The sequence below is a fragment of the Nocardia colli genome (genome assembly GCF_008704205.1).
GTDB lineage: Bacteria > Actinomycetota > Actinomycetes > Mycobacteriales > Mycobacteriaceae > Nocardia > Nocardia colli.
The window spans coordinates 639,580-662,951 of the sequence record NZ_VXLC01000001.1 but is presented as its reverse complement, the minus strand read 5'-3'; the positions used below and the strand labels follow the sequence as shown (position 1 = coordinate 662,951).

Genomic DNA, 23,372 nt, shown 5'->3' with positions numbered 1-23,372 from the left:
GGGCTCGATGGCGCGCGGGGCTGAGCAGAGTTCGGCCGATGTGGCGACCACGCCGCTGTGGCGGGCCGCGCAGGCGCTGCGGCTGGTGACGCTGCTGTACGCGGTGCTGCAACAGTTCGCGTCCGCGCCCTATTACCAGAATCAGCGGCTGAGCTGGGTGCTCATCGCGTTGATGGCGGTCTGGTCCGGTGCGTCGGCGATCATGTTGTCGCAGTGGCGGTTTCCCGATGTGCGGCGGGTGCGCGTCTGGGTGGTGCTCGGCGACCATGTCGTGGTGATCGCGCTGATGGCCGCGACCCGGCTGGTCGCCGACTACGACTGGTATCACGGGCATCAGACGTTGCCGACGACGCTGTGGGCCGCCAACGCGGTGATCGGGGCGGGGGTGCTGCGCGGGCCGGTGGCCGGGGTGCTGTCCGGTGTGCTGATCGCGTCGGTCGCGCTGACCGTGCGCGATCAGTGGGGGCAGGACGTGTGGACCGATGCCACTGTGCCGGTGCTGGTTTCGGTCGGTCTGGCCCTGGGGCTGGCCGCGAATACCGCGCGGCGCGCGCAGGATCAGCTCGAACGCGCGGTCCGGCTGACCGCGGCCACCGAAGAGCGGGAACGGCTTTCGCGCGAGGTGCACGACGGGGTCCTGCAAGTGCTCAGCTACATCAAGCGACGCGGCACCGAGATCGGCGGGCCCACCGAGGAATTGGCGCAGCGCGCCGGGGAACAGGAAGTGGCGCTGCGGGTGCTGATCACCGAGACCGCCGATCGCGGGGATTCCGGTGGGGCCGAGGTGGATCTGCGTCCGCTGCTCACGGTGCACGCGACGCCGTCGGTGTTCGTGTCCACGCCGGGTAATCCGATATTGATCGGCCGCTGGGCGGGCACGGAGATCGCCGCGGCCGTGGCGACGGCGTTGTCCAATGTCGCGTTGCACGCCGGACCCGATGCGAAAGCCTATGTGCTGCTGGAGGACACCGGCGAAGAATTGGTGATCAGCGTCCGCGACGACGGGGTCGGCATCCCGCCAGGGCGGCTGGCCGAGGCGGAAGCCGAAGGGCGGCTCGGGGTTTCCCGATCCATCATCGGACGGATCGAGGCCCTCGGCGGCACCGCCGCGGTGCTCGCCGAGGCCGACGGCGGCGTCGGCTTCGGCACCGAGTGGGAATTCCGGGTGCCGCGAACATGAAACCGATCCAGGACAGGGAGGTGCGTCGTGACCGATAGTGCTGCGACCCAGGGTGTTTCGGTGATGGTGGTGGACGACCATCCGATGTGGCGCGACGGCGTCTCGCGCGACCTCACCGAGGCCGGCTTCCACGTCGCCGCCACCGCGGACGGGGTCGGCGCGGCGACCAGGCGGGCGGCGGCGGTGCGGCCCGCGGTGGTGTTGATGGATATGCAACTGCCCGACGGGAACGGCGCACAGGCGACCGCCGAGGTGCTGCGCGTCTCGCCGGAGAGCCGGGTGCTGGTGCTCTCGGCGTCTGCGGAACGCGACGATGTGCTCGACGCGATCAAGGCGGGGGCCTCGGGGTACCTGGTGAAAAGTGCGTCGGTCGCGGAGCTGATCGAGGCGGTGCACGCGACCGCGGCCGGGCAACCGGTGTTCACCCCCGGCCTGGCCGGCCTGGTCCTCGGCGAATACCGGCGGATGGCCACGACACCGGCCGAACCCGACGAACCACACCGCCCCGCGCTGACCGATCGTGAAACCGAGGTGCTGCGGATGGTCGCAAAAGGCCTGTCCGCCAAACAGATCGCGTCGCGCCTCGGCCTGAGCCACCGGACCGTGGAAAACCACGTCCAGGCGACGCTGCGCAAACTGCAGCTGGCCAACCGGGTCGAACTCACCCGCTACGCGATCGAGCAGGGCCTCGACGAATGATCACCAGCTGAAAGTCGTACGCCGTTATCCGGGATTGCCCTGATACGCATCGGCCCTCGGGTCGGTAATCTCGAATCATGGGCGGACCCGAATCGGAATCCAATGGCGTCGGCTCCGGGGACGCGATCGGCGACCGGGATCTACGCGTGTCCGACGTCGAGCGCGAGCACGTCGGCCAGCTGCTGCAGCGCGCGGTCGGACTCGGCATGCTCTCGCTCGGCGAGTTCACCGAGCGGATGGACACGGCACTGGCCGCGAAGACGCGCGGCGAGCTGAACGCCGTGCTCATCGATCTGCCCGGTGTGCGTCTGGTGGGCCAGCCCGCCGCGCCGCCGTCGACCTTCGTGAACACCGCGCCCTCGTTCGTGAAGCAGCACCGTCCGGCGCCGTCCCCGCTCGGCGCGCCGACCGCGCCCGGCGGCGTGATCCGCTCCCGCCTGTCCGGGGTGAACCGGCGCGGGCCCTGGCACGTCGCGCCGTCGCTGCAGCTCAACAGCCTGCTCTCGGGCGTGACCCTGGATTTCACCGAGGCGATCATGTCGACCCAGGTGGTCGAGCTGACCGTCGACGACTACTGCAGCTCGCTCACCCTGATCGTCCCCGCCGAGGCGACCGTCGACCTCAACGATGTCGAGCTGATCGGCTCCAGCGTCAACAACAAGGTGCGCACCGGACCGCCGTTCGGCCCGCTGCACCTGGTGGTGCGCGGCCGCGTCCGGTTCGGCTCGATCACCGCCAAGCACACCTTCATGGCGCACTGGCGCCGGATGATGGGCCACTGATCCGCGTCACGCGGCGGTGCGCGCGCCGAGTGCGGTGGGTGCGAAGAGGTCTGCGATTGCCGTCGTGTTCGTCATGTGAGTACGGTAAAACTTCACATTGATGTCAGATTCAAGGCGAGCGGTGAAATGCGAGGTGGCGGATGCGCATCGGGGAGCTGGCCAAGCGCACCGGGGTGAGTGAGCGGTCGCTGCGGTACTACGAGGAGCAGCTGCTGCTGGCGTCGGAGCGGACACCGGGCGGGCATCGGGACTACTCGGAGCGGGCGGTGGATCGGGTCATTCACATCCAGGAACTGTTCGCCGCGGGACTGAACAGCAAGACCATCGGTCAGATCTTGCCATGCATGCGCGACGCGGACGGCGGGCCGAACGAGTCCGCGACGCCGGAACTGGTGGCCCAGTTGGCGATCGAACGCCGGCGGATCGACCGCACCATCGACGACCTCGTCCGCTCGCGTCAGGTCCTCGACGACGTGATCGACCGCGCCGCGGCGCCTTTCGCGGAGACCGGATAGTTCCGCAGACCGGTCAGGTGTTGACGCCGATGCGACGGGCGAAGGCGCGCAACGGGACTCGGCGGTCGTGGTCGAGCAACTCGGAGACGATGTGGCGGGGCAGCGACTGGTATTTGAGCCAGTCCTGGCCGCCCACTCGTTCGGCGGTGAGCAGGGTGTCGAGCGCGCGCTGATGCTGGCCGGTGCGGGTCAGCGCGACGGCGGTGTCGGTGAGGTGGCGGGCGCGCGAGGATTGCGGGAGGCCGCCGTTGACCGGCATGGCCTTGGCCGCCGCCAGTGCCTCGGGATACCGCTCGGAGGACACGTTCACATCGACCGTCTGCATGACGACTTGGGAAGGGCCGAAATAGGTTTCGTAGTCGCGCCGATCGCTGCCGATCCGCAACGCGACCTCGCCCGCGGCCTCGACCAGCGACAACGCCTCCGGCACGTTCTGCGCCCGGCCCGCCGCGGTCGCGCCGAGCAGCATCAGCGAACCGTACGAGGACAGGTGCGCCGGGGTGACCTCGCCGGCGGGCTCCAAGCTCGCCGCCGCGCGCAACGCCACGCGCCGCGATTCGTCGTAGCGGCCCTGCACGAGCAGCTGCCAGGCGACCGAGCCGCGAATGGTGCCGAGCAGCAGCGGGTCGTTGCCGTCCTCCGCCGCGGCCAGCGCCTGCCGGATGGCCAGGAACGCCGGATCGGTCTGGCCGAGATGCACCAGCGTGCAGCCGGTCACCCAGTACATCCGCGCCAGCAGCTCGTTCGCCACCGCGACCGAGCCGTTGCGCGCGGCATGCACCGTGGACCGCAGCTGCGTGAGCCCCGACGGCAGGATCGCGGTGAGCAATTCGTAGCGGCCGACCCAGTACGCGCCCCACGCGTAATCGACCGCGCGCCGGCCGTCCTCGAGGCTGATCGCCGCCTCTTCGTTCGTCTCGCCGAGCAGATCGTCGACCGGGGTCAGCGCGCGGCGGATGGCGACGATGCCCGAATCCGGATCGCTGGACGGCACGCCCGCGCGTTTACCGATCAGGTCGGCGATGTCCACATCCAGCGCGCGGGCCAGTTTCTGCAAGCTGGCGATCGAGGCCGTCTGCCGGCCGCCCTGCTCGAGCTTGCGCACCAGGTCGACGCTGACTCCGGCCTGATCCGCGAGCTGACGCTGGGTGAGCGCCTTGCCCCGGAACATTCGGATCCGAACGCCGATCGACGAATCGTCCATGTACCCAATTCCTTTTGTTACATCTGGGTTTCAGGGTACGACGCTAAGTCACCGCACTAGGCCGAAGTGGGACATTACGTACGACTCGTTTACTGCTGGATGGAATACCGTTGCCTTTCTGCAACTTTCATAGCAAAGGGCGGCGGCAAATGAACATCATGCCGAACATCTACCGCGGCGTCACCGCACGCCACCTGCAGCGCGTACACGAGCAGCACGGCCCGCTCCGTCGAACGAGAACCTCCGCGATCCGATCCGCTGTTCTCGCCGAAGGGTAAAAACCATGTTCGAGCGCTGTCACTCTCCCCTCGATATCGCCCACCTGCTCCGCGACCTGTACGGCCTGCCGGTCCAACTGCTGGCCGGTCGTCCGATGGTCACCACCGGCTCCATCCTCGGGGCCATCGTCATGCCGCCCGACCTGGGCCGCAAGGTCCTGGCCACGCTGGACCGCACGCACACCGCCCCGGTGATCGCCGACCCCGGCGAGCGCAACTGGACCTTCCTCGTCACCCCGCCGACCCCGGCCCGCCCGGTCGAGGTCCCGGTCCGCCGCTGCCTCGCCGCGCATCAGGTCACCATCGTCCCCGGCGGCCACCACATCCTGCTGCCCACCACCGACTCCACTCTCGGCTGGCACTGGGCCGGCGAACCCGCCCCCGGCGTTCTGGCCATGCCGCCGCGGCAAGCCGTGATCACCGCCGTCCACAAAGTGACCACTCTCCAAACCACCACCCCCTGACCACCCGCCGAGACCGACCCCCACCCGCCTCACCGGGGCGGGGGTCGGTCGGCGGGTCGACGAATTCACTTGGCCTATCGGGTTTTCCCGTCGACAATTGGCCGATGCAATCCCGAGGCCCTCGTCGCTTTGTCGACCGGGCGGCTTTCGCTGCCGCATCCAGCAGTGCACCTGACATCGACTTGACGATCTTTCGCACCGATCAGGACGCTGCCGTAGACACTGGCTCGGATTCGCGTGGAGTCTGGTGGCTCAGTCAGCGAGCCCGGCCTGCACCACCCACTGACTCGGTTGGCCGGTGACTGCGGCGACGATGTCGTAGTCACCGTCGTAGTGAAGGACGGTGTAGCCGTGACGTTCGGCGGTGGCGGCAATCACTAAGTCCGCCAAGGACAGCGCGCGGTGTCGACCCGCTCGAATCAGCTCGATTTGGATGTCATTGACTCGATCCCACACTTCGTCCGGTGTAGTCAGCCAGCTGAAGCCACGTAGCATTTGCCGGACCAACTCGAGTTCGGCCGATTTACGCACGCTGTAGAGAACCTCGTATTCGACGGCACCGCAGATGGCCAACGTACCGCGGGCAGACAACTCGTCCAGGACGGGCGCTACGGCCGGCTTACCCCATCGGGCCAGGGCGGATTTGTCGACGAGGTATCGCTCAGTGCTCACTGGTCTTTTGCGGCTCGTCGACGAGGCCGCCGGCCTTCACCCATGAAGCGAACTGCTCCCGCTTGCGGCGGCGCACGACGTCAGCCAAGGCTGCGTTGACAGTCGCGACCTTCTTCGATGTTCCGAGGATCTCCGCGGCCGCTGCCAACAGCTCATCATCGATATCGAGCACGGTGCGGGTCATCGGCACCTCCAAGTTTGATATCGTTTTCCACCCCATTGTATATCCTCCCCGTCGATTTCAGGCAGACAGCACGCTCTGTGTAGGCCATCTGCTGGTGTATTCGTCGCCGTCGCAGGGGTGGATCGGCTGATCGATGGTCTTGCTTGGATCCGGCCGGCTGTCAGCGTGGCGTGCGTGTCTGAAGTCGGGTAGATATCGGGTGGCCACCGGGGGTTACTACTCATGCTGTGGCGGGGTGGGGCGGACAGCATCGAATTATGACCACATCTATCGATCCGGCGCTGATTTCGCGCATCTCGGGGGAGTTCTCTGCGCTGGGAGCGCAGATGGGCGCGCTCGGGCGGGATTTGGCGTTGTTGCGGAATCAGGTGGCGGAGGATTCAGCTGGGGCGCAAGCGGTTCCGGCTGAAGGAGCCACGGCTCCGGTGGCGGGTCCGCCGGCGCAGGCGCCGTGGACGGGGGCGCAGGCTCCGGTGTACGTACCGCAGTTCGCTCCGGCTCCGCCGATGTCCGGCTGGGGTGCGCCGCCACCGGGCGCACCGATGCCGCCGAATGTCGCGGCGCAAGGCGGACAACTGCCGCCGCGTGGGCCGGTGCCGCCGATGGGAATGCCGATGCCGCAGCCAGGGGCTCCGCGGCCAGGGATGCCGCAGCCGGGGATGCGGCCGCCGGTTCCGCCGCGGCGGAAGCCGCCGGTTCCGCACACGCCGTGGTGGCAGCGGGACGGGGTGATCAGCAGGCTGCTCGCGGTGGCCGGGGTGGCGGTCACCTTGATCGGTGTGGTGATGCTGCTGGTGCTTGCCGCGCAGGCGGGGTTCTTCGGTCCGGTGCCGAGGGTGGTTGCGGGCGCGGCGTTCTCGGCAGCGCTGGTCGCGGCCGGAATGCGGGTGTTCGATCGGGTCGGCGGCCGGGTCGGCGGGATCGCGTTGGCGGCCACCGGTATTGCGGGCGCGTATCTGGATGTCGTTGCGGTGACCTCGATTTACCACTGGTTGCATCCGGTGATCGGGTTCGCGGTGGCGTTCGGCGTCGCGGCCATCGGTGTCGCGTTGGCGATGCGGTGGCAGTCGCAGCCGCTGGCGGTGCTGGTGGTGATCGGGGCGGCGGTGTTGTCGCCGGTTTTGACCACGGAGCCGGCGCTGCTGGCCTTCCTGATCGTGTTGCAGTTGGCCTGTGTGCCGGTGCAATTGATGCGGGACTGGCCGTTCCTGCATGTGGTGCGCACGTTGCCCGCGGTGCTGGCCACGTTCCTGTTCGTCGCGGGTGCGATCGTCGGCGGCTGGTCGCAGCGGCCGCTGCTGTTGCTCGCCGCCGTGGCGGTCGCGGTGGTGGGGCTGGCCGGGACGGTGCTGGTGGTTCGCCGCAGGCCGGCCGACATCACCGCCTCGCTGATGTTCGCCCTGGCGACCGTGCCGCTGCTGGCCGCGCCGGGGATGTACCAGGTCGACCGGCCCGTCGCTTCGACGATCGCGGGCCTCTTCGCGCTCGTGCTGCTCGCCGTGGCCGCGACCGTGTTGATTCCGAAACTGGCTGCGCTCGTGAAGATTCCGGCGCACACCGCGGTGGTCGCCGCGGTCGCCGGCTCGATCGCGCTGCTCGAAGTCTGTGTCGCGGTGACCGATCCGCGGACCTTGCCGATCGCGTGGTTCCTGGTGGCCCTGGGCTATCTCGGCGTGGCCGGGCAACGACGCTCCGGCGTCGCGGCCGGTATCGGCGCGGTCTTCGCGACCCTCGGCGCGTTCGCCTTCCTGAACGTGGCCGGGCCGGATGTCCTTGCTTCCCAGCACCGTTCGGCGAACAACCTGAGCGTCTCGACGGTGCTCGGCGCGGTCCTCGCGCTCGCCGTGGTCGCCACGGCGGTGTGGAGCGCGCGCAGGCTGCCGGGCATGCAGAGCACCGCCGAACTGCAGTGGATCGTCGCCAGCATCGCCGGTCTGTATTCGGTGACCGCCGCGACCGTCTCGATCGGCATCGCGACCGGCGCGCCCGACGGCTTCGTCATCGGCCACAGCGCCGCGACCATCCTGTGGATGGCCGGCGCCACCGCCGCCCTGTTCTACGGACTGCGCAATATCGGCAAGGCCACCGGGGTCGCCAAACTCGCCCTCGGCTCCGGATTGCTGGTCACCGCAGCGGCTTTGGCCAAACTGTTCCTGTTCGACCTCGCCACCCTCGACGGCCTGGTCCGGGTCGCCGCCTTCCTTGCCGTCGGCGTCCTGCTCCTCGTCGTCGGCACCCGGTACGCCCGGGCGTTCGCCGAGGCGGGCGCGAACAAACGGGAACCCGGCGAAGCACCGGCTCCGTGACCCGCCGCCGGACTACTCCCGGTCGCGCCGCCGGAGCAGTTCGTTGACGCTGACGGTGCGGCCGTCTCCACTCGAGTGCCTGCCCTCGTCCGGCTTGCCGGGACGACGGGACGAGCGGAGTCCGGCCATCCAGTCTTCGATGCTGTTGCGGTTCGGGTCGCCGGGATCGGTGTCGGCCGGTTCCGCGGGAGCCGGTTCCGGGGCGGCGGCGTGGTGCGTGGGTCGTTCCGCCGGGGGCGGAACATCTTGTCGCGGCGCGATGAATTCGGTGTACGCGGGCGGGTCCAACGGGGCCAGCGCCGGGGTCGGCTGGGTCGGCTCGAACTTGGCCTCGGGTCGCCGGGTGCCTGCGGACGGAGCCGGTCGAGGTGCCGGAGCCGCGGGCGGTTCGAAGGCCGGCGGCGCGGGCGGCTCGAAAGAGCTTGCCGCGGGGGACTCGAACGCCGAGAACGACGATCCCGGTTCGGGCCGCGCGGTACCGATGTCGAACGGCAGCGAGGGCGGGGTAGGCCGCGGCCCGGTGGGATCATGTGGGGTCGCCGGGAAGACCACGGGCGGTTGCGCATTCGGAATCCCGGTGCCCGAGGGCCCGTTCGGTCGCGGCAGGTTGAGCTCCGATCCGAAACCCGACGGCGGCGTCGGCCGCTGCCGTGTCGGATCGAGCGGCGCGGGCGCCTGCGTCCCGGGCGGCTTGGGCGCGGCGGGCGGCACCTTGTTGAGATGCTTGGTCGGCGCCTCGGCCTCGATCTCCTCCACCGTGCGCGGGCGGCGCGGCTTGCGCGGCCGATTGCCGTTGTCGATGGCGGGGATCTGCATGGTGACCGGGTCGGTGATCGGCGTGGTCTTGACCAGGTCGACCACCTCGCCGCCGCCGGGGCGTTCGTCGTCCAGGATCGGCTCGCCGAGCCCGATCTTCTGCTGGATCTTCTTCATCCAGGCGGGCGCCCACCAGCAGTCGTCGCCGAGCAGCTTCATCGTCGCCGGCACCAGCAGCATGCGCAGGATGGTGGCGTCGATGAACAGCGCGGCGATCATGCCGTACGCCAGGTACTGCATCATCACCAGATCCGAGAACGCGAACGCGCCGGTGACCACGAGCAGGATGAGCGCGGCCGCGGTGATGATCCGGCCGGTCTGCGCGGTGCCGATGCGGACCGCCTCGGTGGTCGAGGCGCCCTGGGTGCGCGCCTCCACCATGCGGGACAGCAGGAAGACCTCGTAGTCGGTGGACAGGCCGTAGATCACCGCGATGATCAGCACCAGCACCGGCGACATGATCGGCTGCGGGGTGAAGTTCAGCAGCCCGGCCCCGTGCCCGTCGACGAAGATCCAGGTCAAAATGCCGAGCGTGGAACCCAATCCGAGCGCGCTCATCAGCGCGGCCTTGATCGGCAGCACCAGCGAGCCGAAGGTCAGGAACATCAGCAGCGTGGTGACCAGCAGGACGAGCCCGATCATCAACGGCATCCGGTGCAGCAGCGCGTCGATGCTGTCCTTCTGGATCACCGGCTGCCCGCCGACGTACATGGTCACGCCGTCGGGCACGTCGATCGAGCGCAGATACTCGATGGTCGGATCGGCGTCCTCGGAGTCGGCGAGGGTCGCGCTGGTGCGATAGACCTGGTTGTTCGTGTTGGAGCGGGACGGCACGTCGAAGGTGCCGTTGAGACCGGGCGCCTGCTTGGCCTCGGCCCACGCCTTGCCGACGTCGGTGCTGCTGTCCGAGACGAACACCAGCTGGATCGGATCGGATTTGCGCAGCGGGAAGATCGAGTCGAACTTCGCCTGCGCGAGCCGGGTCGAGTTGTCCGGCGGCAGATAGCGCTCGTTGATGCCGCCGAACGCCAGGTTCTTCACCGGAATGATCAACAGCAGCAACAGGATGCAGATCGGGATCGCGATCTTGAGCGGATGCTGCATCACCCAGCGGGTGGACTTGCCCCAGAACCCGTTCTCCACCTCGTCGGCGGTCTTGGTCTTGCGGAATCGCTTGAACCCGAACATGTCCACGCGCGGACCGAGCACGCCGAGCATCGCGGGCAGGATGGTGATCGAGGTGAGCGCCGCCAGCGAGACGGTGGCGATGGACCCGTAGGCGATCGATTTCAGGAAGCCCTGCGGGAACAGCAGCATGCCGCCGAGGCTGGCGATGATCATGGTCGCGGAGAACACGACGGTGCGGCCCGCGGTCATCACCGATCGGCGCACCGCGGCGGGGGTGCTGTACCCCTCGGCGAGCTCCTCCCGGAATCTGCTCACGATGAACAGGCCGTAGTCGATCGCCAGACCGAGGCCGATCATCGAGACCACCGGCGCGACGAACGAATTCACCTCGGTGAATCGGGTGATGAACAGCACGATGCCCTGGGCGCCGATCACCGTGAGACCGCCGACGATCAGCGGCAGCCCGGCCGCGACCAGGCCGCCGAAGATGAAGAACAGCAACACCGCGACCGCGGGGATGGCCAGGATCTCCATCCGGTGCTGATCCTCGGCCATGGTGTCGTTCAGCGTGCCCGCCACCGCTTGCAGGCCGGCGACCTGCACGTCCACTCCCGGAATGGTGAAGACGTCCTTCACTTTCCGGAAGTTGTTCAGCATCTCGGTGTCGTTGTTGCCCTTGATGGCAATCGAGGCGAACGTGTACTTCTTGTCCTTGGAGCCGAACGTCTGCGGCACCGCCTGGCCGGTTTCGGTCTTCCAGTAGGCGCCGTTGACCTGGGAGATCTCCGGGTACTCGCGCGGCAGCCGGTTCAGGCTGCCGACGACCTTGTCCCGGAAATCCGGATCATCGATCGTCTTACCGTCCGGCGCGGTGTACAGCACGATGACGTCGCTGTTGTGGTCGCGCCCGAAGGCGCCGTCGGCGATCTGCGCGCCCCGCGAGGACTCCGACGTCGGATCGTCCCACCCGCTGGAGCTGAGGTGGTCTCCCAAACCGAGGCCGTACCCGCCCAGCGCTAAGAGCGCGGCCGCCACGATGCCGATGACGCCGAAGCGCAGCTTGTAGACCAGATCGCCCCAGCGTGTGAACACTTAAGCGACTCCTTGCGCTGGGCGAGAGGTGAGCAGCGCCGTGAGCGGCCGGAACGGCTGCAGCCAGGCGCCCTCGTCGGGCAGCGAGTCGAGGCTGACCCTGGGCAGCGGTTCACGGAATACGCCCGGGATGTCCTCGAGATCGATGAACTCGAGGGTATCGGATGTGACGGCCCAACTCGCGTGCTCGCGGAAGCCGAGTACCTGACAAGGGATTCCGCTGGCGGCAAGTTCCTCCAGCGGCTCACGGAACGCCTGGCCGTCGGCCGAGGCGACCATGATGCCGGCCAGTCCGGCGCCGCGGCTGCGCAGTTCGATGTGCGCGAGCATGTCCGCGTCGACGTCGGAATCCTCGTCGATCTTCGGCTTCGCGAACACCGCGTAGCCGACGTTGCGCAGCGCCTCGACCCATGGCCGCACCACGTCGGCCGTGCCGGGCGCGATGTTGGTGAACACGGTCGCTTCCGGTTCGACCCGGTGCACGCTGCCGACCGACAGCTCGGCCGTGCGGGCCAGCAGCCAGCGGCCGAGCGCGTCGAACCGGGGCCGGTAGGCCGCCGTCGGCCGACCGCCGAGAATGGCCCCGAGGCCCATGTCGAGGTTCGGGGCGTCCCACACCAGCAGGACCCGGCGCACGTCCGGCGTCGCGCCACCCAGACCTTCGGCTCCGGTTCCCTGCACCTCCCCGGCAACATCGACCACCTCGTGGGCCATCTCACTGACACTCATAATTCGATCTTCCCCCATATGAGCTCAGTAATGGCGCTACCGGCACGATGTGCCTTACCTTCGAATTTCGTGACGGGCCTTTCGAAACCGATCGGAGCGCTGTCCCGATGGTCCGCACTGACCCCGCCCGCGGCCTCATTCAGGCCTTTGAGCAGCGGTTCTTCCGCGCCTACCGCGGCAATGTGTTCCGCGTAGTCCGCGTGGTCCGTCGCGACATGCAACACACCGCCCGGTTTTAGTCGATTGGCGATCAACGCAAAAGTCGCGGGCTGCAACAGGCGTCGTTTGTGATGTCGCGCCTTCGGCCACGGATCCGGAAAGAAGACGCGGACACCGGTCAGCGATTCGGCAGCAACCATATTTTCCAGCACGTCGACGGCGTCGCCGCGCAGCAGCCGAATGTTGTCGATCTGCTCGCGCTCGATGCGCTGCACCAGCTGGGCGAGGCCGGGCCGGTACACCTCGATGCCGATCAGGTTCAGGTGCGGTTCGGCCTGTGCCATCGCGGCGGTGGCTGTGCCGGTGCCACAGCCGATTTCGACGACCAGGGGAGCTTCCCGGCCGAACCAGGCGGCGGCGTCCAGCGGTTCGTCGGCGACCTCGCGGCCGATCACCGGCCACATCCGGGCCCACGATTGCTGCTGGGTCGCGGTCAGCGCTCCCCGGCGCGACCGGAAGCTGGTTACACGTGGGTAGAGGCGAGAGCCGGTTTTGTTCCGGGGCTCACGCTCGGTCCGGGCCGAACCTGTGGACGGCGGGCCCGGAACTGACTCGGCAGTATTGTTCGCGGCGTCGTTCACGGCGTCCATTGTCCAGCATCGGCGCAGTGGTGCGGCAATCGACTGTTGCTTGCCGTCCAACGGGAGGTCAGGCGGCGCGTGCGCGGTCGATCCTGGCCACCGGCGCGCTCTCCTGCCGGAGCGGGCGGCCGAGCGCCACCTTGGCCGCGGTCACCATCATCTCGTAGAGGCCGCGGGCGCCGGTCAGCGACGCGGCGACGGACCACACGGTGCGGTCGCCCGCATCGCTCACCGGTTGCCCGGCCAGCCGGTCCGCCAGCCACTCCAGGCTGATCGGGGTGGCCAGCGGCAGCAGCGAGAAATGCTCGCTCAGCCGGTCGCGCACATAGGTCACGTGCGCGCCGCCGCGGCGGTAGCGCTCGACCTGTCCGTCGATGCCGTCCAGGTGGATGACCTGGTCGTGAATCGGCTGCACCACCAGCAGCGGGCAGGCCGGCGTCGAATTGCCGAGGCGCAGATCGTCGAACATGGCCTGGAATTCCGGCGTCGCGATCACCTCGTCGAGCGGGCGGCTCAGGAAGTCGTCCATCCGCTTGCCGGCCAGGCCGAAGATGGCGCCGAACGGCGTCGCGGTCTCCGCCCTGGCGACGAATCGGCGGCCGTCCAGGGTGAGTTCGTTCTGCAGCATCGCGCCGAGCACCGGGTAGAGCCGGCGCAGCGCCGCGATCACGATGGCGGGCAGGCCCGCGTAGCTGGTGCCGTTCAATCGGGCGAAGACCTGGCCGGGATCACCGACCGGGGCGCCGAGCACCGCGCCCACGATGTCGAGTTCCGGCGCGTAGGCCGGCGCCATCTCGACCATCCAGGCGCTGGCCATGCCGCCGCCGGAGTAACCCCACACCGCCACCCGGGTGTGCGGGCCGAGGCCGAGCGGGGTGAACCGCTGCGCCGCCCGCACGCCGTCGAGCGCGCGATAGCCGGGTTCGCGTGGCGCACCGAAGTTTCCGCGCGGGCCCTCGTGATCGGCGATGCTCACCGCCCAGCCGCGGCGCAGCGCGTTCGCGACGAGCAGCCACTCGAACTGGGTGACCGAGCCGAGCGCGCGGGCGCCGTAGCGCAAAGCATAAGAAGGAGAGCATTTCTCGGTGACCGCGTCCATCGCGGTCTGAAAGGCCAACAGCGGCCGGTCTTCTCGCGGGTCGGCGTCCGCCGGCAGCAGCACCGTGGTGATCGCCGCCTCCGGCGTCCCGTGCATGTCGCAGCTGCGGTAGAGCAGCTGCCAGGCCGAGACCTGCTGCGGCACAACGCCGAACAATGCGAGCTCGATCTTGCGGCTGCGCAGGATGGTGCCGGGCGGCTTGGCCGCGAACCCCTTGGGCGGGCGATGGAACGGGTCGTTACTCGGCAGCAGCGGTTTCCCGTCGGCTAGGACGGGCTCCGTATCGGCAGTGCCGATGACATCAGCAGTCATCGCGACCTCCTCATCAATGAGGTCGGTTGCCGTATTCGAAAAGCAAAGTTGCGCACCAACTATGGCGCCGACCACTTGAATGCAGGGTAAATGACCGGTAGCGGGTCTGGGAAGCCCGCTCGATCCGCCTCCGCCGCACTAGACTGCGCGGTATGGGCAGACCGTCAGTGTTCATCACCGGTGCCGCGGCCGGAATCGGCCAGGCGACGGCCCTGCTTTTCGCTGCGCAGGGCTACCACGTCGGCGCCTTCGACATCGACGAAGTCGGGCTGACCAGGCTCGCGGCCGAGATCACCGGCGCGGGTGGCAGCGTGCACACCGCTGTCCTCGATGTGACCAACGCCACCCAGTGGGCGGAGCGGCTCGCCGAGTTCCACGCCGCGGCCGGGCGGCTGGACATCCTGATCAACAACGCGGGCATCCTGCGTGCCGGCCCGTTCGAAGCCATCACGCTGCCCGCGCATCAGGCGATCATCGACGTCAACCTGGGCGGCGTGCTCACCGGCACGCACGCCGCGTTCAGCTATCTGCGCGACACCCCCGGCGCCCAGGTGGTGAACCTGTGCTCGGCCTCGGCGATCTACGGCCAGCCCGAGCTCGCCAGCTACGGCGCGAGCAAGGCCGCGGTCAAAAGCCTCACGGAGGCACTGGATCTCGAATGGGAACAGCACGACATCCGGGTGATCGCCATCTGGCCGCTGTTCGTCGACACCGCGATGGTCGACGGCGTGCAGACCGGGACGACCAAGTCGCTCGGCGTGCGGCTCACCGCCGAGGACGTCGCCGCGGGCATCTGGGACGCGACGCGCAAGCGTGGCCGGCTGCCGCGGGTGCACTACGAGATCGGCGCCCAGGCGAAGGCGCTGGCGGCCGCCGCCAAGTACGCGCCGAACTGGGCCGTGCGCACGGTCAACAAATACTTCAGCGGTACCTGACCGGTCGCCACCTCCCGCGGCGCGTCTTCTGCAAGAATTGCGCACCGTAAAGGGGGTGCAACATGCCGACAGCCACCGAGTCCGACGGGCCGCTGCGCGAACGCGGGGTCCCCGCGCGCGAACACGACCAGCTCGACCGGCTGCTCGCCGACCTGCGGTTCGGGACGGGGCGGGACAAGCAGATCGGCTATGCCGCGGGTAATGCCGTCAGCGCTTGGCGCACGCCGCCACGGATCCAGGTGATGGGCCGCGCGCACGCGGGGCGCACGACGGTGTCGCAGGCGCTCGCGCTGATGTCGGCGGTGGAGACCGGTCCGGTCGACGAGCCGGACATGCCCGATCCGGAGTTCGACGCGGACATCGTCATCTACGTGCTGTCCGCCGCGCCCTCGCCCGCCGATCGCCGGGTGCTCGCCACGCTGCCGCCGGAGCGCACCATCGTGGTGTTGAACAAGGCCGACGCGATCGGCGCGCGCTGGGCCGACGCGGTCGCCGCCGCCGACCAGTACGGCCGGGAGGTCGGCACCGCCGTGCTTCCGGTGGTCGCCTCGCTGGCCATGCGCACCCGTGCGGGCGCGCTGACCGACGCGGATCTCGCCTCGTTGCGCAGGCTGGCCGCGAATACCGATGCCGCGCTGATGCTTTCGCCGGATCTGTTCGTCGGCCCCGGCCCGGACCTGGCCGGTCGTGAACAGCTGTTGCAGCGCTGGGACCTGTACGGCGTGACCTGCGCGCTGGCCGCGCTCGCCCACGACCCGGAGCTCGCCCCGCAGACGTTGCTGCAAATCCTGCACGCCGCCAGCGGAATCGACGCGTTGCATCAGCTGCTGCATCGCCGCTACGAGCAGGTCTCCGCGTTGCGCGGCGGCGAACTCCTCGACGAGCTCACCCGGCTCGCGGCGCGCGCGGTTCCGGAGGAGGGTAGTACGGCCCGAGATAACTTGGAGGCCTATCTATTCGGCGACGACGCTCGCTGGCTCGGGTTGTGCGCGGGGCTGGCGCATCCCGCCGTCGCGCATCTCGCGGCCGGCTACCCGGCCCCCGCGCCGGCCGACGCCGACGACGCGATGGCCCGCGCCGCCCGCTGGCGCGCCGTGGTCTCCAGCGACATGCCACCCACCGCCCGCCGGGCCGCGCTGCGCGTGCACAACGGCTACATCCGACTATGGGAACGGATGAGCAGTGCCGGGCTCTGACTCCCCGCCCGGCCCGCCGGTCGGGGCGGACCGACCGCTCGAGCTGCCCGCCGACGCGGTCCCGCCCGGCACCGCCGATCGCTCCGCCGGTCCGCCGCCGGAGGTGGAAGCCGTTGTCGCACGGTGGAATCCGCAAGGAATCGCGCTGCTGCGCGCGGTGCAGGGCGCGGGTGCGGCCGGTGCGGTGACGTTGATCGGGCCCGCCGATGCCAACACCACCCTGCTGCGCACCGAGCTGGCCAGGTTCGAGCCGCGGATCGGCCTCGCGGACCCGGTGGCCGACGCGAACGCCGCGGTGGAGACCACCTCACCGTCGGGTAACGCGCCGTCACCGGTCGCGCTGATCCTGGTGGACGCCGGGACCACCATCGGCGCCGACACCCTGCGCATCGTGCACCGGCTGCGCTCGGACGGCACCCGGATCCTGCTCGCCATGAACGGCATTCACGCCTATCAGGATTGGCGCTCGGTGCGGGCGCGCAACCTGGAACTGCTCGCCGCACAGGGCGCGGTCGAGCTGGACGTCATGCCGGTGTCCGCGCGGCTCGCGGCGGCGGCGCGCACCGCGGGCGACGCGGGTCTGCTGGACCGGTCCGGGCTCGGTGCGCTGCACGCGGCCCTGACCGCCGCCGCGGTGGGCGCGGAAGCCGAGGGCGGCGGCCGGCTCGCGGCGGTCACCGCACGCGTGCTCGCCGATACCCGGCAGCGGGTCACCGAACAGGTGACCGCGCTGCACTCCGGCACCGAAACGGCCAGGCTGCGCGAGGAGCGCGCCGTGCTGCTGGCCGGCCGCGACGGCGGCCGGGCCACCGCCATGTCCACCCTGCGCGGCCAGCTGCACCTGGCCCGGGTCGACCTGATGACCGAGGTGGGTGCCCGGATCCGGGCGCTGCACACCGCGACCCGCGCCGACCTCGACCGCATGCGCCGCAGCGAGCTCGGCACCTACCCGGAGCGGTTGCAGCACGCCGCCACCGAGCTGACCGGCGCCGTCGATCTCGCCATCGACCAGCGCCTCGCCGAACTCACCGCGCACATCGACGGCGTCACCGCGCCCGGAAACAGCCAGCCGCTGCGCCGCCGCGACCCCGCGCCCCGGGTCGGGCCCGACCCCGATCCGCGCCACCGTGGTGTCGAAGATCACCTCATGATCGCGCTCGGCGCGTCGGCGGGTGTCGGCCTCGGCCGGCTGTTGGTTTCGCCACTTTCGCTGGTGCCCGCGCTGGATTTCGCGAGCGTGCCGGTAACCCTGCTGCTCGGCGCGGGCGCGGCCGGCTGGGTGGTCCGGGCGCGCGGGCAACTGGCCGATCGCGCGCACGTGCGCCAGTGGGTGTCCGACGCGCTGATCAATGTAAAAGCCCAGCTCGAGCAGCGGGTGGCGACCGCGCTCGTGGAAACTGAGACGGTGCTGGCCGATCGGGTCGTGCAGGTGAGTACGACCCGAATGGTCGAAACCGATCGCCGAGTAGCCGAACTCGAAGCCCGTTTACGGCGGATGGTCGCCGAACAACCGGGGCAGCTGGCGGCATGCGAACGGGATATCGCGATCCTCGATCGTTGGATCACGGGTTGATTAACTCATAAGAATGGGTACATAGTGACGAACCCGATTCAGTACCGGTCGTCACACCGCGTTAACCTCTAATCAGGAACTTGGGCGTCCGCTAAGTCCTCGTCCGCCGTCCAGCCGGGGCGCGCTTTCGACTGGTCGTAGCGGGTGCCTTCCCGCCAATGGTGGCGCTCGGTGTGTTCGCGCTGGTCAACGGGCCTTGGGGCCAGGCGGCGACGCATCGTAGGGACCGCCCATCTCAGGAGAGTTTTCATGACTTCAGCGACCATTCCTGGTCTTCGTGGATCCGACGGTAAACAGCCGACCGAACACAGCGAACTACTCGCCTGGGTACAGGAAGTCGCCGAACTCACTCAGCCGGAGCGAGTGGTCTGGGCCGACGGGTCCGACGAAGAATGGGACCGCCTGACCGCTCAGCTGGTCGATGCGGGCACCTTCAAGCAGCTCGATCCGAAGAAGAAGCCCAATTCCTTCCTCGCGCTCTCCGATCCGTCCGATGTGGCCCGGGTGGAGTCGCGCACCTACATCTGTTCCAAGAGCGAGGCCGACGCAGGCCCGACCAACAACTGGGTCGACCCCGCCGAGATGCGCGCCACCATGACCGAGCTGTACCGCGGTTCGATGAAGGGCCGCACCCTGTACGTGGTGCCGTTCTGCATGGGCCCGCTCGGCGCCGAGGACCCCAAGCTCGGCGTCGAGCTCACCGACTCCGAATACGTCGTCGTGTCGATGCGCGTGATGACCCGGATGGGCAAGGCCGCGCTGGAGAAGCTCGGCACCGATCGCCCGTTCGTGAAGGCGCTGCACTCCGTCGGCGCGCCGCTGGCCGAGGGCGAAGCCGATGTGCCGTGGCCGTGCAACGACACCAAGTACATCACCCACTTCCCGGAGGATCGCGAGATCTGGAGCTACGGCTCCGGCTACGGCGGCAACGCGCTGCTCGGCAAGAAGTGCTACTCGCTGCGCATCGCCTCGGCCATGGCGCACGACGAGGGCTGGCTGGCCGAGCACATGCTGATCCTCAAGCTGATCTCCCCGGAGAACAAGGCCTACTACATCGCCGCCGCGTTCCCCAGCGCCTGCGGCAAGACCAACCTCGCGATGATCCAGCCGACCGTCCCCGGCTGGCGCGCCGAGACCCTCGGCGACGACATCGCCTGGATGCGGTTCGGCAAGGACGGCCAGCTCTACGCGGTGAACCCGGAGTACGGTTTCTTCGGCGTCGCGCCCGGCACCAACCACAGCTCCAACCCGAATGCCATGGCCACCATGGAGGCGGGCAACACCGTCTACACCAACGTCGCGCAGACCGACAACAACGACGTGTGGTGGGAGGGCCTGGAAGGCGAGCCCGATCACCTGATCGACTGGAAGGGCAACGACTGGTTCCTGCGGGAGACCGAAACCCTTGCCGCGCACCCGAACTCGCGCTACTGCACGCCGATGTCGCAGTGCCCGACGCTGGCGCCGGAGTGGGACGACCCGCAGGGCGTGCCGATCTCGGCCATCCTGTTCGGCGGCCGCCGCAAGACCACCATCCCGCTGGTCACCGAGTCCTTCGACTGGCAGCACGGCGTGTTCATGGGCGCCACCTTGTCCTCGGAGCAGACCGCCGCGGCCGAGGGCAAGGTCGGCACCGTGCGCCGCGACCCGATGGCCATGATCCCGTTCATGGGCTACCACGTCGGTGACTACCTGAACCACTGGATCAACCTCGGCAAGAACGCCGACGCGACCAAGCTGCCGAAGATCTTCTACGTCAACTGGTTCCGGCGCGGCGCCGACGGCCGCTTCCTGTGGCCCGGATTCGGCGAGAACTCCCGCGTGCTGGAGTGGATCGTCGGCCGTGTCGAGGGTTCGGCCGAGGCCACCGCCACCGCGGTCGGCAACGTCCCCGTCGCCGCCAACCTCGTCCTCGACGGCTTGAAGGTCGACCCCGACGACGTCGACGAGGCGCTCAAGGTCGACGCCGCCGAGTGGCGCAAGGAGATCCCGCTCATCGAGGAATGGTTCGAATTCGTCGGCGACAAACTCCCCTCGGGCGTCCGCGACGAATTCGAGGCCCTGAAAGAACGCCTCGGCTGACCCCCTGAACCATCGACCGCCCGCACCGTCCCCCGACGATGCGGGCGGTTTCTTTTGCCCACCAACAACTTCCGCCGATCGCCGCACGCCCGCCGTTTGAATCGTGCCCCACCGGATATACGAACCCTGTGCCTACGGCCAACTTTGGGCACCGACGAGTGGCACATGGCGGAGTGGGCTCCTGTGACTTTGTTGCATCCATGTGCCACTCGTCCCGCCGCGGCCAGCGCGGCGCGCCGGTTCCGGCCGTGAGTACGTGAAGTACATCAAGTACTTGACGTACTCGTCTTGGCGGGTGACGATAGTGGTACCGATGGGAAGGTGCCCGATGACCGCTATCCACTACGACAGCTACACCGAAGCCCGCGCGCATCTGAAGGATCTGCTGGATGCCGCCGGTCAGGGCCGGGTGGCGACGGTACGCCGGGATGCCGGGTACGCGGCAGTCGTGGATGCGGAGCGGCTGCGTTACGCCCTCGCCAAGCTGTGCCCCGCGGGGGCCGAGGTAGTGGCCGAAGACGGTGCGTGGTCGGTGTTTCTACCGGGCCTACCGATTGCTGCTGACGGCGAGACATTCGACGAGGCCGTCGAGGAGATGATCGTCGCGCTCCGCGAATACGCCGAGGACTGGCAGAGTCGGCTGCGGAATGCCCCGAACCATCGCGAAAACTGGGGCTTGGTGCAGCTGATCGCGCTCAGTGATGATGTCCAGCTTCGTGATTGGCTGGTCGGGGCGGTCAAGTGAGCTGGCCGCAGCCGACTCGCGAGCGGCATGAACAGTTCTGCAAGGTCGAGGGTTGGGCGCGGGTTCGGGATGCGCGCGGCCGGACCGGAACCCACCATGTCACTTATGAATTCGGGCTGCCCGACGGGCGAACTCTGCGAACGAGGGTCTCGCATCCGGTAAACCGCACCACTTACGGCTCCGCCATATGGGCGCACATCCTGCGCGATCAGTTGGCGGTAGTCGAAGAATCCTTCTGGCAATGTGTGCTGGACGGCCGTCTTCCTGATCGCGGAATTCCTGAGGTACGCGGGGAATCACTACCTGCCGACCTCGTTCATTTGCTTATCAGCCGTGCAGGTCTTGCGGAGAACGAGATTGCGGCGATGACCCGAGCCGAGGCAATCGCCCGCCTCCAACAGTTCTGGACCGAAGGCTCCTGATCGAAATAGGTTGCCGGGCTAAATAATTGAGTATCTCGACTGTTGTGTCGGAATGCGCAATGGACTGGGGGTCCCAGCCTAGAAGGTGTAAGTCCCGAAGGGGAAGCCCTATTCAGCGAATGGTGCGAAGCGGATTAGTTGGAGTAGGCCGGTGTGGGTGTTCAGCCAGCGGGTTCGGCCTTGGGGCATTGCTTTGGCTTCGTTGGTCATGGCGGTGATCATGTGCTTGGTGAAGTTGTGGCGGGGGTGGAGTTCCAGCAACTCGTTTACCCAGGTGGGGTCGAGTTCGCTTATGCGGGCGCCGATTACGTCGGCGGAGGCGCCGGCGTAGATGAAGCGGCCGGGGATGCTGAGGTCGTCGTTGCCGTTGCCGGGGGTTATGTGGGTGGTGATGGCGGTGGCGATGGCCTGGGTTCGGTCGGGGGTGGCGCCGGCGGCGGAGACGAAGCGGGCGGCTCGTTCGGCGCCGGTGACGGCGAAACAGCTTCCGGGAGTGGGGTGTTCGAGATTGAGGTCGTGCAGTAGGCAGGAGACGTAGACCAGTTCGTCGTCGTAGCAGGCGCCGTCGAGGTCGGCGAGGACTCGGCCGAAGAAGTAGGTGCGGTAGGAGTGGGCGAGCACGTGGATCGACAGTGATTCGTGCGCTTCGGTTTCCGCGGCTCGGGCGAGGGTGGAATCGGGGAGGCGGAGGCCGGCGAGGTCCAGGCGGCCCGCGCCGCGGCGACCGGCGGCGAGGCGGGCGCGGTCGGCGAGCAGGGCGGGGAGGGAGCGGGTGACGGTGGCCATGAGTTGCCTGCGCTGTTTGCTCGAGAGCGCGCCGCTTGTTCTGGTTGCCCAGTCCAGATCGATGCCGGTGGTCATCCGGAGTCCTCTCGCTCGCTCATGAATCGAGTCCAGTCAAGCGCGAGTGGGCGGCGAATGGTGAGTGGCAGGGATGACAGCCACCCTCGGATTTATGCCAAACTGGTCCGATGAAGCAGGTCGTCGCGCTCGCCTTGGATGGCGTCATGACCTATGACCTCGCCTGCGCTGTGCAGGTGTTCCGGCATGGCCCAGGGAAGTTCGGCGAGCCGGTGGGATTCCAGATGGAGACCTGTGGGGTGCGTCCCGGCCCGGTGTGGACGCCGAACGGATTCGGGCTCGAGGTCGAACACGGGCTCGAGGCGTTGGCGACCGCCGACATCGTGGTGGTGCCCGGCATCGGATTGCCGACGCTGCCGCCGCCGGACGAGGCACTCGCGGCACTGCGTGCCGCGGCGGCTCGGGGCGCGACCATGGTGAGCATTTGCGTCGGCGCGTTCGTGCTCGCGCGCGCGGGGCTGTTGGACGGCCGGCCCGCCACGACACACTGGGCCTATTGCGACGAATTCGCCGATCTGTTTCCCGCCGTCGAGCTGGATCCGACCGCTCTTTATGTGGACGACGGCGACGTCCTCACCTCCGCCGGCCTGTCGGCCGGACTGGATCTGTGCCTGCACATCGCACGCCGGGAACTGGGCGCGAGCCCGGCCGCGGAATTGGCGCGATGGAACGTGACCCCACCGCATCGAGCCGGTGGCCAGGCACAATACATTCCGGATGCGTTGGCTGGCAGCGGCTTCCACGGCGCGCTGGCGGCGACCATGGCCTGGGCGACCCAGAACCCCGCTGCGGCACCGGATGTTTCAGCGCTGGCCGCACACGCGCTGATGAGCGAGCGCACCTTCATCCGCCGATTCAAAGCGGAGGTCGGCAGCACCCCGCGCCGCTGGCTCGACGCACAGCACACGGTGCGCGCCCGCGAGCTGCTCGAAACCACCGACCTGCCAATCGAAGTGGTCGCGACCCGGTCGGGCTTCGGCAGCGTGACCGCGTTGCGCACGCATCTCCGGGCGGCGACCGGTTCGACTCCGGCGGACTATCGCCGAGCATTGCGACACTGATCGGCAGGTGCATCGAACGCAGTACTCGAGCCGGCGAGAATGCCGCGGCGCACGAACTTTCACGACAACGGCCGCCAATCATGGCGTATACCAACCAGTCGCGACCACGACGCCAACCCGCCTTGCATTTCATGACGGATCATCATTCGCGGTTATGGCGTGTTTCCCGCCGCGCGAACCCGTTGTTGTGGTGCTATTGGTAATGGTCGGTGTGCACAGGTCGCGAGCACCATAGGT

At 68.5% G+C, this 23,372-nt stretch carries 21 protein-coding genes; 13 read left to right on the top strand and 8 right to left on the bottom strand.

All coding sequences use genetic code 11. From position 1 onward, the window contains the following. Positions 1-7: 7 nt before the first annotated feature. The 4 genes from macS (at position 8) to F3087_RS03205 (ending at position 3,176) form a co-directional block, all read left to right on the top strand. On the top strand, positions 8-1,180 hold the full coding sequence (macS, locus tag F3087_RS03220) for a MacS family sensor histidine kinase (RefSeq protein ID WP_150400243.1): 1,173 nt from the start codon (positions 8-10) through the stop codon (positions 1,178-1,180). 63 nt (positions 1,181-1,243) lie between these two features. Then, entirely contained in the window at positions 1,244-1,879 is a 636-nt protein-coding gene (locus tag F3087_RS03215; RefSeq protein ID WP_150400871.1) for a response regulator, read from the top strand. A 125-nt stretch (positions 1,880-2,004) separates the two neighbouring features. Then, complete coding sequence (locus F3087_RS03210; RefSeq protein WP_150400870.1) at positions 2,005-2,661, top strand: DUF1707 SHOCT-like domain-containing protein; 657 nt, start codon at positions 2,005-2,007, stop codon at positions 2,659-2,661. A gap of 140 nt (positions 2,662-2,801) precedes the next feature. Continuing rightward, positions 2,802-3,176, top strand: a complete 375-nt coding sequence (locus F3087_RS03205) for a MerR family transcriptional regulator (RefSeq protein WP_150400242.1) — start codon at positions 2,802-2,804, stop codon at positions 3,174-3,176. Between the two features lie 13 nt (positions 3,177-3,189). Here F3087_RS03205 and F3087_RS03200 read toward each other — a convergent pair whose 3' ends face one another. Then, positions 3,190-4,380, bottom strand: a complete 1,191-nt coding sequence (locus F3087_RS03200) for a helix-turn-helix domain-containing protein (protein ID WP_150400241.1) — start codon at positions 4,378-4,380, stop codon at positions 3,190-3,192. 283 nt (positions 4,381-4,663) lie between these two features. On the opposite strand from F3087_RS03200, the gene F3087_RS03195 reads away from it, so the two are divergent. Beyond that, complete coding sequence (locus F3087_RS03195) at positions 4,664-5,122, top strand: hypothetical protein (protein WP_150400240.1); 459 nt, start codon at positions 4,664-4,666, stop codon at positions 5,120-5,122. A 252-nt stretch (positions 5,123-5,374) separates the two neighbouring features. Here F3087_RS03195 and F3087_RS03190 read toward each other — a convergent pair whose 3' ends face one another. Both F3087_RS03190 and F3087_RS03185 read right to left on the bottom strand, forming a co-directional pair. After that, a complete protein-coding gene (locus F3087_RS03190) occupies positions 5,375-5,794 on the bottom strand; it encodes a PIN domain nuclease (protein ID WP_150400239.1) in 420 nt (139 codons plus the stop codon). Beyond that, a complete protein-coding gene (locus F3087_RS03185) occupies positions 5,784-5,978 on the bottom strand; it encodes a type II toxin-antitoxin system VapB family antitoxin (RefSeq protein ID WP_150400238.1) in 195 nt (64 codons plus the stop codon). The genes F3087_RS03190 and F3087_RS03185 overlap by 11 nt, the downstream gene beginning before the upstream one ends. Positions 5,979-6,235: 257 nt before the next feature. On the opposite strand from F3087_RS03185, the gene F3087_RS03180 reads away from it, so the two are divergent. Next, the gene (locus tag F3087_RS03180; RefSeq protein ID WP_263407192.1) at positions 6,236-8,284 is read left to right on the top strand and encodes a DUF2339 domain-containing protein; all 2,049 of its coding nucleotides are present in this window, start codon (positions 6,236-6,238) and stop codon (positions 8,282-8,284) included. A gap of 12 nt (positions 8,285-8,296) precedes the next feature. Here the strand turns inward: F3087_RS03180 and F3087_RS03175 are convergent, their stop codons facing one another. Genes F3087_RS03175 through F3087_RS03160 form a run of 4 tightly spaced genes read right to left on the bottom strand, consistent with a single transcriptional unit; the run spans position 8,297 to position 14,260 of the window. Then, entirely contained in the window at positions 8,297-11,320 is a 3,024-nt protein-coding gene (locus F3087_RS03175; protein ID WP_150400237.1) for an MMPL family transporter, read from the bottom strand. Then, on the bottom strand, positions 11,321-12,049 hold the full coding sequence (locus F3087_RS03170; RefSeq protein ID WP_191093746.1) for an NYN domain-containing protein: 729 nt from the start codon (positions 12,047-12,049) through the stop codon (positions 11,321-11,323). It abuts the gene before it with no gap. After that, the gene (gene trmB / locus F3087_RS03165) at positions 12,046-12,858 is read right to left on the bottom strand and encodes a tRNA (guanosine(46)-N7)-methyltransferase TrmB (RefSeq protein WP_150400235.1); all 813 of its coding nucleotides are present in this window, start codon (positions 12,856-12,858) and stop codon (positions 12,046-12,048) included. Before trmB ends, F3087_RS03170 begins: the two co-directional genes overlap by 4 nt. Positions 12,859-12,916: 58 nt before the next feature. Next, a complete protein-coding gene (locus tag F3087_RS03160; protein WP_150400234.1) occupies positions 12,917-14,260 on the bottom strand; it encodes a lipase family protein in 1,344 nt (447 codons plus the stop codon). Positions 14,261-14,412: 152 nt separating this feature from the next. Here F3087_RS03160 and F3087_RS03155 point away from each other — a divergent pair, with 152 nt between their 5' ends. From F3087_RS03155 to F3087_RS03130, 6 genes are all read left to right on the top strand, one after another. After that, positions 14,413-15,195, top strand: a complete 783-nt coding sequence (locus F3087_RS03155) for an SDR family oxidoreductase (protein WP_150400233.1) — start codon at positions 14,413-14,415, stop codon at positions 15,193-15,195. A 62-nt stretch (positions 15,196-15,257) separates the two neighbouring features. After that, positions 15,258-16,391 (top strand): hypothetical protein, encoded by a 1,134-nt coding sequence (locus F3087_RS03150; protein ID WP_150400232.1) that lies wholly within the window; start codon positions 15,258-15,260, stop codon positions 16,389-16,391. After that, positions 16,378-17,964, top strand: coding sequence for a hypothetical protein (locus F3087_RS03145; RefSeq protein ID WP_150400231.1), 1,587 nt, complete (start codon positions 16,378-16,380; stop codon positions 17,962-17,964). The genes F3087_RS03150 and F3087_RS03145 overlap by 14 nt, the downstream gene beginning before the upstream one ends. Before the next feature lie 249 nt (positions 17,965-18,213). Beyond that, a complete protein-coding gene (locus tag F3087_RS03140) occupies positions 18,214-20,046 on the top strand; it encodes a phosphoenolpyruvate carboxykinase (GTP) (RefSeq protein ID WP_150400230.1) in 1,833 nt (610 codons plus the stop codon). Positions 20,047-20,374: 328 nt separating this feature from the next. Further along, the gene (locus F3087_RS03135; RefSeq protein ID WP_150400229.1) at positions 20,375-20,791 is read left to right on the top strand and encodes a prevent-host-death protein; all 417 of its coding nucleotides are present in this window, start codon (positions 20,375-20,377) and stop codon (positions 20,789-20,791) included. Further along, a complete protein-coding gene (locus tag F3087_RS03130) occupies positions 20,788-21,213 on the top strand; it encodes a cytotoxic translational repressor of toxin-antitoxin stability system (protein ID WP_150400228.1) in 426 nt (141 codons plus the stop codon). The genes F3087_RS03135 and F3087_RS03130 overlap by 4 nt, the downstream gene beginning before the upstream one ends. 108 nt (positions 21,214-21,321) lie before the next feature. On the opposite strand, the gene F3087_RS03125 is transcribed toward F3087_RS03130, so the two are convergent. Beyond that, on the bottom strand, positions 21,322-22,074 hold the full coding sequence (locus tag F3087_RS03125) for an HD domain-containing protein (RefSeq protein ID WP_191093745.1): 753 nt from the start codon (positions 22,072-22,074) through the stop codon (positions 21,322-21,324). A 110-nt stretch (positions 22,075-22,184) separates the two neighbouring features. Between F3087_RS03125 and F3087_RS03120 the strand changes: the two genes are divergently transcribed. Continuing rightward, entirely contained in the window at positions 22,185-23,135 is a 951-nt protein-coding gene (locus F3087_RS03120) for a GlxA family transcriptional regulator (RefSeq protein ID WP_150400226.1), read from the top strand. Positions 23,136-23,372 lie beyond the last annotated feature (237 nt).